Raw genomic sequence first — 14,992 nt, 5'->3', positions numbered from 1 at the left:
CGTCTCCTGTCGTCGTCCCCACCCACACGCGAACCGCTCCGAGTACGGCACGCGCGCTCAGCGCATCATCCCCGTGGCCCGCCGACCCCGGCCTTCTCCGGCTTCGCACGGTGCGCGTTCTGCACCCAGGACTCATTCAGCATGATCCACTCACCGAGCCCCGACTGATACGGCACCGCCACCGTCCCCAGCCGCGGCGGCCGGGCCGGGTCGCTCTGCGGGCACAGCAGCCACAGCGCGCGGCCGCCACCCCGCGACCGCTCCGCCAGCCGCTCCAGTACGCCCATCGCGTCGTACCGGGCGAAGACCCCGGCGTCCGTCAGCAGCAACGGAGCAGCCGACCCGCCCCCGCCACCGTTCCCGGAACCCGTACCCCCCGGCACCAGCAGCTCCCCGATCCGAGGCTCCACCAGTCCCCACGCCGTCCCCGCGTACTCGGCGAACTTCATCGCTCCCGGCGTCCCGGCCTTCGCCACATCCGCACGCAGGATCGTCTCCCACGTGGGCTTGGGCCGAGGGTCGACCAGCTCGTGCAGCGCCCGTACGAACAGCTCGGCCACCGACACCACGACGGCCCCGCCCGCGAAGTCGTCGCGCCCAAGTTCGTCGATCGCATCCCGCGCCCACTCCGTCGGCACCGTCAGTACGCGGAAGCCGTCCCGGCGCGCCGAGGCCTTCAACCGGTCCTCGGCTGTGCCCGCCGCCGCGAGGTCCGGGTCGTCGGAGTAGCGGTGCGCGGAGACGGTGCCCGTCGGCTGTCGCCGCGCGTCTGACGACAGATACGCAGACACTCCGTCCGGACTGCTCGGCAGATACCGCAGCGTCCCCGTGCTCTTGCGCGTCGACAGCACCAGGTCGAAGCCGGCCTCACGCAGCGCCCTCGTCAGCGTGCCGCCCGTGGGCAGCGCATGGCCACCCCGCTCGTTCAGCAGCTCCGGGAAGCGGGCCCGTACGCGCTCGTGGACGTCGTCCGCCGTCAGGCCCGGCTGCTCGGCCTCCGCCATTCCGGGGATGAGCGGTACCAGGCCGGCCTGGGTGAGGCGCAGCGCGCGCACCAGCGGCAGCTTGCGCGGATAGATCTCCAGACGGGGCGTCGCGGCGGCATGGCGGGAGGCGGCCACCGCGATCTCCACCATGCGTCGGTCGTCCCACTGCACCGCCGCACTCGGCGGCGGTACGGCGCCCAGCTCGGACACCACGGTCGCCGCGGTCGGCAGGGTGTCGAGTTCCGACATGGTGTCGGCGATACGGCCGAGCCGCTGGGCGTAGTGGAGCAGGCCCGGCGCGGACGGTGTGTCCGGCGCGTCGTCCGCGCCCACCTCCAGCGCCAGCAGCCCCGCGCCCATGCTCTCGTCGGCCGCGTCGCGGTTCGGGGCATGCTGGAACTCGGCCTCGTCCGGCACGAGTTGCTCCACCTCCACCACGGCCCGAACGGCGGCCAGCGCCAGCGCCCGGCGCTGCTCGCGCTCCTGCAGCTGGGTGCCGCGCCGCACGGTCAGCGCGTCCGCGATCTCCGCCGCCGAAGCGACCCGACCCAGGTCGTGCCGCAGCAGGTCCAGGACCTCGGCGCGCAGCACCCGTACCGCCGGGTGCTTCTTCCAGCGGGTCCGCTGGTTCTTCAGCATCTGAGGGATGCGGCCCCGCGACAGCCCGAGCGCGTGCGCGACCTCCGTCTGCGTCGGCCAGACCCCGACCTCCGACGGCAGTACGCCGTGCTCGTTGGGCAGCCGCAGCAGCAGCCGAACCATCTCGCACTCGTTGTGGTTCGAGCCGTCCTTGCGTAGCGGCGGTACGAACACCGTGGCGAGGGTGTCGAGGCTGACGCTGCGCAGCGCGCGCTCCGGCAGCGAACCCGCACCGGCGCCGCCGCTCGCCGCCACCGCGTCGGCCGCCGCGGCCTCGGCGGCCGACAGCTCCTCCTTCGCGGCTTTGCGACCCTCGGGAGTGAGCGGCGCGGCGGGCTTCTCCGCGAGCTTGAGGCGCCACTGCTTGATACGGCTCAAGACCTCCTTGCGGGTCTTGGCACCGAGGCCGGGGGCATTGACGAGCTGGCGCTGGCTGTAGTCGAGCAACTCACCGACGGTGTTGACGCCGAGGCCGTACACGAAGGACTCCGCGGCCGGGCTCAGACCGGACGACGAGACGAGCGTGTCCCGGTCGACGCGCTCCGCCAGCCGTTCGCGCTGCTGCTCGGCGCTCTCCTCCTCGGCCTCCGGGATGGCGGCGTCCGGGGCGGGCTGCGCCGCCTCGCCCTGCGCGGACGGTGCCGCGTGCCGTGACGGGCGGCGGGACGAGGGCTTCGCCTCGTCCATGGCGAGGAAGATCTTCTTCCAGGCGTCCCGCATCGGCTTGAGGTCCGGGAAGCGCTCGGAGGCGTCCCGGTGCAGTGCCCTCTGGAAGAACGCGACCAGGCCGTCCCGTACCGCCGGGTCGAAGGCGTCGGCGGCGATCCTCGGGTACGGCTCCTTCCCCGGGTCGGTCTGGCGCGGCGAGACCTTGCCGTCGCCCCACACGGGCAGCTCTCGGGACGCCATTTCGTGCAGGGTGACGGCCAGGGCATAGCGCTCGGCGTGGGCGTCGTAGACCGAGCGGTCGGTGAGCGTGCCGATGAACGGGTCGAGGTAGCCGTCCGTGCCAGCCGCGGTCTCGTTCACCGGGTAGCCCGCGAGCGAGAAGTCGATCAGCACCAGCTCGCGGGTGCGGTTCGGTCGGATGCGGATCGCGATGTTGTCCGGCTTGATGTCGCGGTGCCACACGCCCTCGCCCTCGAGGAAGTCCACCGCGCCGAAGAGGTAGTCGCCGTACGCCTCGAGCTGGTCCACGGACAGGCGGCCGAACTCGCGCAGCTGCCGGGCGACCGTCTCCTCCCGGCGTCGGCGCTTCGTACCCGGTGCGGACGGCTCGCCGCTCTCCTCGCGCTCGTCGCCGACGTACTCCATGACCAGGACCGTGCGCGGGCCGATGCGCTGCGGCTCCGGCTCGACCAGGCGGATCACGCGGGAGTCGGGGCGGAGCCGGCCCAGCACCTCGGCCTCGCGGCGCAGCACCTCGCCGCGGCTGTCCGACGTCGCGACCTTCAGCACCGCCAGGGACTTCGAGAAGCGCACATCCGGGCCGGCGGTCAGGTCCCGCACCAGGAACGCGCGGCTCGTCGAACCCGTACCGAGGCGGCGCCTGACCTCCCAGCGGCCCGCCAGCACGTCGCCGGCGACCGCGTCCAGGGGGTCCTTCTCGGGTTCGGCCGGGCGCGGGGCCTCAGCCGTCGGAGGTTCGGTCAGGTCCGCCTCGACGACCTCCAGCATCTCCAGGAAGTCGTCCACCGACGACAGCCGGGCGGAGACGTCGTAGGCCGTCGCCGCCTGCACCAGCTCGTCGATGTACGGGGAGAGGCCGTCCACCACGGAGCTGGGGCGCAGGCCCTCGCCCGCCTCGTAGCGGGCCACCAGTTCGGCCTGGCTGGCGGCCGGTGGCCTGCCGGTGGCCAGTAGATAGGTGAGCACTCCGAGTCCGTACACGTCCAGGGCGACCGGGTCGGGCCTGAGCGCGGTCAGCTCCGGGGCCAGATACGGGTCCGCGCCCTCGGCGAGATGCGCGCCCGCGCGCGAGAAGGTCGTGGGGGCGAACCGCTCACCGCTGCTGGTCACGCCGTGCTCGGAGCTGCGCTGGACGGCGACCTGCCAGTCGGAGATCTGCAAGTGTGGGCTGGACCAGGCGCCGGTCTCGCTCTCGGAGTCGCTCCGGCCGCCACGGCCGCGCGGGATGACGTGGACCGCGCGGGCCGCCAGGGTGCGGTGGAAGATCCGTCGGCCGTGCGCCGAGCGCACCGTCTCGGCGAGCTGCCGTACCAGCGCCATCCGGCTGAGGATGTCCAGCTTCTCGCCGTACTGGATCAGGTACTCGTCCAGACGCAGGGTCCGCGGATCGAAGTCGAAGATCAGCGCGGGGCCCGCCGAGTGCCCGGACGGGTCGTACTGCTTGAGCTGGACGACACCAGGGTGCCGGAAGTAACGCAGCACCGCGGCCTCGCGGCGCGCCGCGCGCTCCACGGATGCCCGCAGCTCGGCGTCGGAGCCGCGCTCGCGCAGATAGACACGGACGCGGGCGGCCTCCGGCAGCTCACTGTGCTGGGCCAGATAGTCGGCCCAGGTCGGGCCCGAGTCGAACGCCTTCCGGCTCAGCAGGTACGGGCCGACCTTGTACTCGGCGTCGCTGCGCGCGATGCCGATGCGTTCCAGGGCCGCCTTGATCCGGCGCGACCGTGCTGCGTCGATCCGGCGGTACTCGTCCTTCGGCGGCTCCTTCAGCATCTCGGTGAGCTGGTGCACCGTGAAGACGCCGTTGCGGTCGTGGGCGGGCAGCCGGTTGCGCAGCGAGGAGTCGGTGAAGCAGACGGCCTCCGAAACCCACACCTTCTCGCCGTTCTGCTGGAGCAGCGCGGCCAGCTCCTTGGCCTTCTTGTTGGCCAGGTGCAGCGGATTGCCGTGTGGGATCTGCCGGCCGCTGGGCTGGGTCTGCAGCCAGGTGCCGTTGCGGGACTCGACGGAGCCGTGCCAGTCCTTCAGCTCGATCAGGTGCACGCCGCCCGGGGCGATCACCAGTAGGTCCACTTCCCGGACGTGGCCGGTGTGGGCGGTGAAGGTGAAGTTCGACCAGGCCCGCCACGGGTCGTTGTCCGGGAGCTTCTCGCGGACGGCCTCCAGGCCCCGGTGCTCATGCTGGAACTCGGAATCGGTGACCGTCGTCCACCGGCCGTCCCGCATGCGCTTGTCCCCGCTTCGTGTCGCTTCTGTCTCGATCGCTGCAGTTCAGACAGCAAAAATTCCCCGATCAGATCGTAGCGGGGCCGGGCAGCGGGGTCAGGCGCATGGGCCGAGGTCTTGATGGCCGGAGCTTTCTGCCCGCCTCGGCAATTTGGGTTGCGTGATTTCCGCAGGAAGTGGATTCTCCATCTTGGGCAGCATCACAAACGGACTGCTGCACACAACCCAAACCGACTGCTGCAATGGCGTACGATGGTGTGGTGCGCAGGACGAGCACTGCCCTGTGCCCACTTTGTGCTGTTTTCCATGGAGATCGAGCAACGGGAGGGGCAGTTGAACGAGCGAAAGGGCATGACGGCGGCGCTCGCCATGGCGCTGGCGGCGATCTGCGGTCTGGGGGCCGCCTTCTGGCGGCTGGCACGGACGGACAGTGTGGATCAGGCCGTGGTGACGGGCGGAGGTGTGTTCATAGCCGTTGCCATGCTCGCCTTCGTCGTCTTGACCTATCTGCGCTCCGACTGAGCGTCACCAGGCATGATGGGCGGACCGGGGGCCGGCTGCCCGCGGTGGAAGAGGATGAGAGCGGCAGGAGTCGAGGGTGGAGAGAGCGTCGAGAGGTCCGTCGCTGGGACGTGCGCTGGACGCGCTGCGCGGCGTGGTGGCACCCCAAGACGCCCTCCTGCTGGCCATGGCGTTGACGCTTTTGCGTCATGAGGCGGACGCGGAAGGCGCCGGTGGGGAGGACTACCCCACTCGCGCCCGCGCGGCGTGGGGCGCCCTCATGTCGGGCGTCTGGTGGCGAGACCCGTACGAGCTCGAACGCATCATGCGAGACGGTCTGGGCGTGTGGGAGTCGCGTCACGGTCCGCTGTCGAACCTGCCGTCGCTTGCCGACGTGCATGCCCACCAGTTGAGGCCCCTGATCGACTGGCTGACCGCGACGTCAAACCCGGCAGCGCTCTTCGAGGAATGCCTGCGTCATACCCAGACGATCGGAAAGGGCGGCCACTACTACACGCCACCGGACATCGCCCACCTGTTGATCGGTCTGTTGGAGCCCCGAGCCGGCGAGGCCGTGTACGACCCGGTCTGCGGCTCGGGCGGTTTCCTCCTGCGGGCCCATGAGTACGTCACATCCGCCGACGGCGATGCGGACGTACGGCTGTACGGCCAGGACGTAAGCAGGACCGCTTTGCAGACCGCCGCGATGAACCTCTCCGTCCACGGCACCGAGGCACGTCTGGAAGGTCCGTCTTCGACCCTGACCGACGACCGGTTCCCCGACCGGACCTTCGACGTGGTCGTCGCCAACCCGCCCTTCAACATGTCTGGATGGGACGACCGCGACGACCGGCACTTCGATCCACGCTGGGTCTACGGTCCACCGCCGGCCGGCAACGCCAACTTCGCCTGGGCGCAGCACGTGGTCAGCAAGCTTTCCCGCACTGGCACCGGACGCGGCGCCATCCTGCTGCCCACGGGAGCAGCCGCCGGAACCAAGCCGGGGGAGCGCGACATCCGCGCACGCCTTCTGGAAGACGATGTCCTGAGCTGTGTGGTGGAACTGCCGGCCGGGCTGATTCCCCACGTGCGTAACCCCGTGAGTCTGTGGCTCTTCACCAGGAGCAAGAAGACCCACGGCAACTGGGGCCGCAACGACCGGTCGGGGCAGATCCTGCTGATCGATGCGCGTGAGATCGCGGTGACCGTCGGACGTGGCCGCCGCGCGGTGCCGGACGAGGTGCGAGAGCGCATCGTCGCGACCTTTGCGGCCTGGCGCGGAACAGCAGAGGCGTCGTACGAGGACGTACCCGCCTGGTGCAGGTCGGTTTCCGTGGACGAGATCGCAGCGCACAAGTACGACGTTCTGCCCTCCCATCATGTGGGCGTGGCTGCTGCCGAATCGCAGACCGTCAACGGAGAAGAACAGGTTGCGGTCCTTACGGACGAGCTCTACGCGCTCTTCGAGACTTCGCACGCTCTTGAAGCGCAACTGCGGGATCTTCTGGGGCACTTGTGATGTCGAAGATGTCGTGCGGACTCGACGACCGGCTGCGCCGGCTTCCGCCGAGCTGGGACGTGGTGCCGCTGGGCGAACTGCGATCAGCGCAAGTGATCGGCTACGGCATCACTCGTCCTGGTGAACACATCGATGGCGGCGTGGGAATGGTCCGGGCCGCGGACGTTCAGGACGGACGACTGCGCGCCGACGACCCGAGGCGTATCGAACCCCGGGTACACGAAGCGAACCTGCGCAGTCGGCTGGAGGAAGGCGACGTCGTCGTGGTCCTGGTGGGCCGCGTGGGCGAAGCAGCGGTCGTCACCCGGGAGTTCCACCATTGGAACGCGTCTCGGACAGTCGCGATCCTCCGGGCGCCCAACCCCGACGAAGCGGCCTGGCTCAGTCTCTGGCTCGGATCACCGGAAGTGCGCGAATGGTGCGAGCGGCAGGCCACTGGTTCCACGCTGCAACGCACGCTCAGCCTGGCGGCGCTGCGAAGCCTCCCTGTGCCGATGCCGCCACCAGGGCCGAGGGCCGCCCTGCTGAGGGCGACGCGGCTTCTGGCGGCGAAGACAGCGACGAATGTACGTATCGCCGAGTGCGCCACGGAGTTGAGCGATGCGCGATTCGCATGCGAGGTGCGCAACAGCGAGTCCTGGCCGGAACGGCCCGTCGCCGGCCTGGTTCACCTCACAGCCGGAACCGCACCACGCCCGCGCCCGGACGACGGCGGAACGCATACCGAGGGCGGTACCGCTTTCGTCGCTCCTGCGGACATCCTGCAGAGCGACCTGCCCCACCTGTACAGCACCGAGCGACGGCTGCCCAAGGGCAAGGAGTGTCGCGTGTGTGCCCCGGGCTCCCTTCTTGTCGCCTCCAGGGAAGACGGCGTGCGGGCCGTAATGAACCAGGTACCTGTCGCCATCGGCCGCGGCGTACTCGTGCTGGGGCTCGACTCGGCCGACGACGCGCACTGGTTGTTGCACGAGATCCGCTCGCGCGGAGCCGAACTCGCAGCCGCCGCACATGGATCTGCAGGACGTGAACTCAGCCGTAGCGCGTTCGGAGCCATCACGGTTCGGTGGCCCCCGAGTGACGTGCGTGAGCGCTTCGCTGGGCTCGCCGGACGCCTCCATGAACGGGCGCGCATCGCGCAAGTGGAGGACGAGAAACTGCGCGACCTGCGAGGGCGGATCCTTGACAGCTTCCTGACCGGAGCCTTTCCCGGGGAGTCCGCTTCCTGACCGGGGCCGACGCGGGGCCCCACGTGAGGTGAGACCCGCTTGAAGCGGGCGAGGAACCGGCGAACTTCCTCGGTGTGGCCGTTACCCAAAGGCCTTACCGCAGGCCCTTGTTCGTATGAAAATCTGATCACCATGGGGAACGGTCATGATGGTCAGTCGGTCGTCGGCATCGACGCAGGTAATGGCAGCCGGCGCGGGGACGGCCCGGCACGGTATGCCGAAGCGGGCTCGGTCCAGTGGGTGCTGCAGCCCCGCGGCGGCGCCAGGATGCGTGGGCCGCAACACTTCGATCACTCGGTCCGACGGGGTATCCGACTCTCGGACCTCGAGCACGTTCTGGGAGGGGATGCGGGGGAGCTCCGGCGCATCTTCCCCGACGGAGTGGCGCATCTGTGGGGCTCGACGCCCACGCAGCAGACCGGGAACGCCAAGGCCGTGGCGCTGCGGGATCGCAAGGTCGGCGACGAAGTTCTCTTCTACGCCCAGAACTCGTTCATCGCCCGCGCTCGCATTCTGGGACTCTTCCACAACCGTGACTTGGCGGCAGCCGTGTGGGGGGTCGACGAGGAGACCCAGGCGACATGGGAACACATCATGGCCCTTGGTGATGTCGTCGAGTTCCAAGTGGCGGCGCAACCCCTCCTGATGGCCCTGGCCATGACACCTCCACTTCGCGGCCTCACCCTCGTCAGGGCCGCCGAGCGCCGACGCCATCTGGGCCTGCTTGACGGACTCCTGACGGGAAAGACACCTCGGGAAACGCGGCCCTCCGGCGAGGGAGAGGCGACGGACAGTCCCCCGCAGCGTATGAGGCGGGGGGACCTCCTGCGGGCACTCGGAACCCTCGACGCCGATGTACCTACGGAGAGACGTACCCGTCATCGCCCCCTCACGCTGCTGTGGGCGATCGGTCGCCTGGTGTCGGGGCACGGCCGTCTGACGTCGTCGGACATCTGCCAACGACAACTCGTGCCCATATTGCAAGAGTTCGGCTCCCCGGGCGTCGAGGTGTCACTCGAGTCCCCGTTCCGGCATCTCCGCGACAACGGACTCTGGGAAGTCGAAGGCGCGGAGCGCCGGGACTCCGAGCCGGTGTCGATTGCGGCCTTCGTCGAATCCGGAAACCGAGCCGGGCTCCGGCGGGAGGCGGCACGACTCCTACGGCAGCCGCTGGCGCGGGCAGAGGCGATCGGTCTGCTGTGCACCACGTACCTCGAGGATGTCGATCAGGGACGACTTCTGGAGCGAGTCGGCCTCGCCGGGTACGCGCATGCCAGCGGAGCGGATGAAGAAGGCGCCGGTCGTGAGGGCGAGGGGAGCCCCGCTCGGCGCGGAGGCCGCCGCCAAGTCACTGCGTCACGCCCGGACAGGGACCAGCGCCTGGTGGAGCGGGTCAAATTCCTCCACCGGCATCAGTGCCAGGTGTGCGGGCTCCGACTGGAGACACGTTTCAGCCACTACAGCGAGGCGGCACACATCGTAGGACTCGGAAGCCCTCACAACGGGCCGGACGAGTTGTCCAACCTGCTTTGCCTGTGCCCCAACCACCACGTGCAGTTCGACACCCTGGCCATCTTCATCGACGAGGACTGGAACGTGCGGCGAAGCAAGGACGGGGCGCACATCGGCGCGCTGAGGCGGCACCCCGATCACGACATCGACGAGCAGTACGTCGAGTACCACCGAGGACTGTGCGGAGGGAACCGCTACAGCCCTGTTCACGGCTGATTCCTCCGGCATGCGGAAGGTCGGCCGGGCGTCGAGCAGCCTGGCATCGATGGAGTCGGAGTCAGTGAGGCCGACGCGTGTATGCGCGTGCGGTCACGGGTGGCGAGGTGCGTGCGACGCTGGGGAGGAGGATCCAGATCGCTTACCTGCAGCATCTGAGGTTCACGTCGCCCATAGGAACAGCGCCACCTCACCGCCACACCCATGCGTTCACCCTAGTCCTCGGGCGCAGCCACCGTACCGAGCGAGCGCCGAGTGACCCGGGCCAGGTGGCGGGTGAAGACCCCGCGGGCCTGGGGGGTCAGGGTGCGCAGGGCCACCAGGGCGGTGATGACCACGTCGCACAGTTCGGCCTCGACGTCGTCCCAGGTGTGGGTGGTGCCCTTGCGCGGGTTCTGGCCGGTCGCGCCGATCACCGCCTGGGCGACCTCGCCGACCTCCTCGGACAGCTTCAGCACGCGCAGCAGCAGGCCCTCCCGGCCCTCGTGCGTGCGGTGTCCGTCCAGCCAGGTCCACAGGGCGTCGACGGAGTCCCAGAGGTCCGCGGCTGCCGCGGATGCGGTGCGGATGTCCTGATCGCTCATGCACCGCAGCCTGTCACGGCCTGGCCACGTGGCTACTCCTCGAACAGCGCCTCCTGCCGGCCCTCCTTCTCCTCGCGCAGCCGCTTGACGCGCGCTCCCACGACCACGGCCGTCGCCGCGGCCACCGTCGCGAACGCCGCCGGGACCATCCAGCCGCGGTTGACGGAGTGGCCGAGGGCGTGGTCCAGGGAGAGGCGGCCGGGGCCGGTGACCGCGAGGCCGGCGGCGGTCAGGCCCAGGGAGGCCGCGTACTCGTAGCCGCCGCTCTGGGCGAAGAAGCCGTTGGGCGCGTGCACCGCCGCCGCCCCCACCATCGCGCCGGCCGCCGCCGCGCCCGCCGCCGGAGTCGCCAGGCCCATGGCCAGCAGCAGACCGCCGCCCGCCTCCGCGAGCCCCGCCATCGTCGCGCTCGTCCTTCCGGGGCGGTAGCCGACGGACTCCATGAACCGGCCCGTCCCCTCGATACCGCCCCCGCCGAACCAGCCGAGCAGCTTCTGGGCGCCGTGCGCCGCCAGCACGCCACCGGTGCCCAACCGGAGCAGCAGCAGGCCCAGATCACGCCGGTCGTAACAGGTCACGGTGACTCCCCGGACAGACAGCAGGAACGGTCTCCTCCGCGTTTCCACCGTCGCACCGCCCCCACCCGCTCGGCCCGTCCTGGGCGCCGTTCGGGTGGCGGGGTCCCGCTGGCGGTGTGACGCTGCCGACATGACGATTCAGACCGCCAGACTGCGCGACCCGGCCGTCCGCGCCTTCGTCACCGCCGTCAACGCCCACGACCGCGAGGGCTTCATGCAGCTCCTCGCGCCCGGCGCGACCATGTCGGACGACGGTTCCGACCGTGACCTCGCCGAGTGGATCGAGGAGGAGATCTTCGCCACGCACGGCCACATGGAGGTCGACAACGAGTCCAATGGCGGCCGTGCCCTCCTCGCCCGCTACTGCAACGACACCTGGGGCGAGATGCGCACCCGGTGGAGCTTCGTCGTCGCCGACGACGGGCGGATCTCCCGGTTCGAGACCGGTCAGGCGTAGTCGGTCCGGGGTGACGCCGCGTCGCCTTTGGTGATCCTTTGATCAGCCTTTGAGGACCTGTCGTGCGCGGGCACGGCCTTGCTTTGTACGGTCCCGGGGTGCGCCATTCCTCTACGTCCCCCCACCTGTCCCGTACGTCCCCCCACCTGTCCCGTACGTCCCCCCACCTGTCCCGCCGTTCCCTGCTCGCCCTGACCGCCGCCGTCCCGCTGAGCGCCGCCCCACTGGCCGCCGCGGCCGGGCCCGCCGTCGCCGCCACCCCCACGGTCGGCGGCGAGCGGCTGGCCCGGCACGGGGTGCAGGTGCGGGGCGCCACCGGGCTGCCCGCCAGGCTCAACTCCCGTGCCTGGATCGTCGCCGACTGGGACACGGGGGAGGTGCTCGCCGCCTACCGCGCGCACCAGCGCCTCGCGCCCGCATCCACCCTGAAGATGCTGTTCGCGGACACGGTGCTGAAGAAGTTCGACCGCGCCCAGCGGCACACGGTCACCGCCGCCGAGCTGGCCGACATCCCCGCGGGCTCCAGTCTCGTCGGCATCCAGCCCGGTCTCACCTACACCGTCGAGCAGCTGTGGCAGGGTGTCTTCCTGCGCTCGGGCAACGACGCCGTGCACGTGCTCGCCCACATGAACGGCGGCGTGGCGAAGACGGTCGCCGAGATGCAGGCCAGGGCCGAGGACCTGCAGGCCCTGGACACCCACGTGGTCAGCCCCGACGGCTTCGACCACCCGGGCCAGGTCTCCTCGGCGTACGACCTGACCCTGTTCGCCCGGCACGGGCTGCACAACGCCGACTTCCGCGGCTACTGCGGCACCCGGACGGCCGACTTCCCGGCCGGCGGGAAGAAGACCTTCCAGATCCAGAACACCGACCGCCTGCTGACCGGGGCTTGGGGCCTGAATACCTACGAGGGCCTGATCGGGGTGAAGAACGGTTACACCAGCAACGCCGGCAACACCTTCACCGGAGCGGCCGTGCGCGGCGGCCGCACTCTGCTCGTGACGGTGATGCATCCCACGGCCGGCAGCAACGCCGTCTACGAGGAGACCGCGGCGCTGCTCGACTGGGGTTTCACGCAGGGGCGTTCGGCGCGACCGGTCGGCACGCTGGTCGAGCCGCTGAGCGAGGGCGGGGCGAAGGCGGGCGGAGCGCCCGGGGGGAAGGCCGCCCGGGCCGCGGCAGGCGCCGGGGCACCCGCCCGGCCCTCGACCTGGCGGCTGCTGGAGGGCGGTGCCGGAACGGTCGCGCTGCTCGCGGGCGGCCTGTGGGCCCTGCGCCGCCGCCGGCGCGGGGCGGCAGAGGCCACGGCGGCAGCCGACTGCGGAGGCCGTCACCGGCGTTGACCGTCCCGACTGTGCGGCAGCCGTTCCACACACCGGTGTGTACCCCGCGGTCCCGCGCGGGGTCCACCCCCAACCGGTGTCGTGGAACGGCTGCCGCCTCCCCCCTAGATGTGGCCCTGAGATGTGGCCCTGAGATGTAGTCGTGAGATGTGGCCCTGAGATGTGGTCCGGGGATGGGGGGCTGGTCCTGGGCGGCGGAAGCTCAGTGCTCCAACTGTGAAGCTCTGATGGAGGAGATGTTGAGCATAAGCCTGCTATCGGGCCATATGCTGCGGAGGTTCACATTCCGCTTGTGAGGATTGTGTACCCCGCTGCACGCGCCCAGCCGTTCAGCCCCGGCCCACGTACGGCATCGTCGTCGCCAGCACCGTCGCGAACTGCACGTTCGCCTCCAGCGGCAGCTCCGCCATGTGCCGCACCGTGCGCGCCACGTCGGCGACGTCCATCACGGGCTCCGGGGCCACCTCCCCGTTGGCCTGCAGGGCGCCCGTCTGCATCCGCGAGGTCATGTCGGTGGCCGCGTTGCCGATGTCGATCTGCCCGACCGCGATCCGGTACGGCCGTCCGTCCAGGGACAGCGCCTTGGTCAGGCCGGTCAGGGCGTGCTTGGTGGCGGTGTAGGGCGCCGAGTGCGGCCGGGGCGTGTGCGCCGAGATCGAGCCGTTGTTGATGATCCGGCCGCCCTGCGGGTCCTGCTCCTTCATCTGGCGGTACGCCGCCTGCGCGCACAGGAACGCCCCGTTGAGGTTGGTGTTCACCACGTGCTGCCACGCCTCGTAGGGCAGGTCCTCCACCGGCACGCCGCCGGGGCCGAACGTGCCCGCGTTGTTGAACAGCAGGTCCACCCGGCCGAAGCGCTCGACGGCGGCGGCGAACAGCGCGGTCACGTCCTCCGGCCGGGCCACGTCGGTGCGTACGGCGAGGGAGGCGGCCCGTGGGGCGAGCGCCGCCGTCTCCTCCAGCGTCCCGGGGCGCCGCCCCGCCAGCGCCACGGACCAGCCCGCGCGCAGCAGCTCCACGGCCACGGCCCGCCCGATCCCCGAGCCCGCGCCGGTCACCACCGCGATCTTCGATTGCCTGTCAGTCAGGAGGTCGGTCATGGCCCCGGAGCGTACGAGGGGGATCCGTCATGCGAAATCCACCGTCCGCCATCCGGATGCCAGTGCGCGTTTCAGGCCACGTGCTTCAGGCCAGTGCCGGCTCCGTCGCCTCCCCCGGGTAGCGCACGCCGATCCGCTCACGGATGGCGTCCAGCGTCCGCATCACCGCGAGGGTGCCCTCCAGTGGCACCAGTGGCGACTCGGTCTCACCCGCGCGCAGGGCGCGCATCACCTCCAGCGCCTCGTGCCGGAGGCTGGTGCGCGGGCCGTCGGCCGGGTCCGCGGTGAACTCCTCCGGCTCGCTGCCGTCACGGTGCAGCACGAAGCGCTCCGGGTGGAAGAAGCCGGCCGGGACGTCGATACGGCCCCGGGAGCCGGTGACCGACGCGCAGGTGGCCGTACCGCCCGTGATCGAGCAGTGGACCTGGGCCAGCGCGCCGCCGTCCCAGGAGAGCAGGGCGCCGGTCTGCAGGTCGACGCCCTCGGCGGAGAGCACCGCCCTGGCCGTGACCTCCGACGGTTCGCCGAGCAGCAGCTGCGCGAACGACACCGGGTACACGCCGAGGTCGAGCAGCGCCCCGCCGCCCAGATGCGGGTCCCGCAGCCGGTGCGCGGGCGGGAAGGGGCCGGCCAGCCCGAAGTCGGCCTGGACGGTGCGCACCTCGCCGATCGCGCCGTCGTCGACCAGCGCCCTCAGCCGCCGTACCAGCGGATTGCAGTACATCCACATGGCCTCCATCAGGAAGCGGTCGTGCTTCCTGGCCAGGGCGACCAGTTCGGCGGCCTCACGCAGATTCAGCGTGAACGGCTTCTCGCACAGCACGTTCCGTCCCGCCTCCAGGCACAGGCCGGCGGCGGCGCGATGGGCCGCGTGCGGGGTGGCCACGTAGACGACATCGATGTCCTCGTCCCGCGCCAGCGCCTCCCGGTCGCCGTACGCCCGAGGGATGCCGAACCGCTCCGCGAACGCCCTCGCCGACTCCGTACTGCGCGAGGCCACCGCCACGACCTCGGCGTCCGGCAGATCCACCAGGTCCGCCGTGAACGCGGCCGCGATCCCCCCGGTCGCGAGAATCCCCCAGCGCACCCTCTGCTCCGTCTCACCGGAAAACCCGGACATCCCGGACCCCACCCCCGTTCATGTGTCCCTCGGCACCATGTACGAGCTGAGAGCATAGGCGGCGGATCAGCCGGAG

At 70.7% G+C, this 14,992-nt stretch carries 11 protein-coding genes; 6 read left to right on the top strand and 5 right to left on the bottom strand.

The genetic code is table 11. The annotated features are described in order from the left end of the window. Positions 1–65: 65 nt before the first annotated feature. A complete protein-coding gene (pglW, locus tag ACH4UM_RS05520) occupies positions 66–4,760 on the bottom strand; it encodes a BREX system serine/threonine kinase PglW (RefSeq protein ID WP_398173947.1) in 4,695 nt (1,564 codons plus the stop codon). Positions 4,761–5,066: 306 nt separating this feature from the next. Here pglW and ACH4UM_RS05515 point away from each other — a divergent pair, with 306 nt between their 5' ends. The 4 genes from ACH4UM_RS05515 (at position 5,067) to ACH4UM_RS05500 (ending at position 9,734) form a co-directional block, all read left to right on the top strand. Further along, positions 5,067–5,282, top strand: coding sequence for a hypothetical protein (locus tag ACH4UM_RS05515; RefSeq protein ID WP_398173944.1), 216 nt, complete (start codon positions 5,067–5,069; stop codon positions 5,280–5,282). A gap of 76 nt (positions 5,283–5,358) precedes the next feature. Further along, complete coding sequence (locus ACH4UM_RS05510) at positions 5,359–6,780, top strand: N-6 DNA methylase (protein ID WP_398173941.1); 1,422 nt, start codon at positions 5,359–5,361, stop codon at positions 6,778–6,780. Continuing rightward, positions 6,780–8,006 carry a hypothetical protein gene (locus tag ACH4UM_RS05505; protein WP_398173938.1) on the top strand — a complete coding sequence of 409 codons (1,227 nt, stop codon included), beginning with the start codon at positions 6,780–6,782 and terminating at the stop codon, positions 8,004–8,006. Before ACH4UM_RS05510 ends, ACH4UM_RS05505 begins: the two co-directional genes overlap by 1 nt. Positions 8,007–8,138: 132 nt before the next feature. Further along, a complete protein-coding gene (locus tag ACH4UM_RS05500; protein WP_398173935.1) occupies positions 8,139–9,734 on the top strand; it encodes an HNH endonuclease in 1,596 nt (531 codons plus the stop codon). Between the two features lie 215 nt (positions 9,735–9,949). Here the strand turns inward: ACH4UM_RS05500 and ACH4UM_RS05495 are convergent, their stop codons facing one another. Further along, positions 9,950–10,318 carry a MazG-like family protein gene (locus ACH4UM_RS05495; RefSeq protein WP_398173932.1) on the bottom strand — a complete coding sequence of 123 codons (369 nt, stop codon included), beginning with the start codon at positions 10,316–10,318 and terminating at the stop codon, positions 9,950–9,952. A gap of 32 nt (positions 10,319–10,350) precedes the next feature. Then, entirely contained in the window at positions 10,351–10,896 is a 546-nt protein-coding gene (locus ACH4UM_RS05490; protein WP_398173929.1) for a DoxX family protein, read from the bottom strand. Between the two features lie 130 nt (positions 10,897–11,026). On the opposite strand from ACH4UM_RS05490, the gene ACH4UM_RS05485 reads away from it, so the two are divergent. After that, positions 11,027–11,353 carry a nuclear transport factor 2 family protein gene (locus ACH4UM_RS05485; protein ID WP_398173926.1) on the top strand — a complete coding sequence of 109 codons (327 nt, stop codon included), beginning with the start codon at positions 11,027–11,029 and terminating at the stop codon, positions 11,351–11,353. Between the two features lie 98 nt (positions 11,354–11,451). Next, positions 11,452–12,696, top strand: coding sequence for a D-alanyl-D-alanine carboxypeptidase family protein (locus ACH4UM_RS05480; RefSeq protein ID WP_398173923.1), 1,245 nt, complete (start codon positions 11,452–11,454; stop codon positions 12,694–12,696). A 329-nt stretch (positions 12,697–13,025) separates the two neighbouring features. Here the strand turns inward: ACH4UM_RS05480 and ACH4UM_RS05475 are convergent, their stop codons facing one another. Both ACH4UM_RS05475 and ACH4UM_RS05470 read right to left on the bottom strand, forming a co-directional pair. After that, entirely contained in the window at positions 13,026–13,796 is a 771-nt protein-coding gene (locus tag ACH4UM_RS05475; protein ID WP_398173920.1) for an SDR family oxidoreductase, read from the bottom strand. A gap of 85 nt (positions 13,797–13,881) precedes the next feature. Next, positions 13,882–14,916, bottom strand: a complete 1,035-nt coding sequence (locus tag ACH4UM_RS05470; RefSeq protein ID WP_398173917.1) for a Gfo/Idh/MocA family protein — start codon at positions 14,914–14,916, stop codon at positions 13,882–13,884. Positions 14,917–14,992: the final 76 nt, after the last annotated feature.

The sequence above is a fragment of the Streptomyces sp. NPDC020801 genome (assembly GCF_044334385.1).
Taxonomy (GTDB): domain Bacteria; phylum Actinomycetota; class Actinomycetes; order Streptomycetales; family Streptomycetaceae; genus Streptomyces.
Note: the sequence above shows the minus strand (reverse complement) of the source record. Positions and strands in the feature narration are given on the sequence as shown.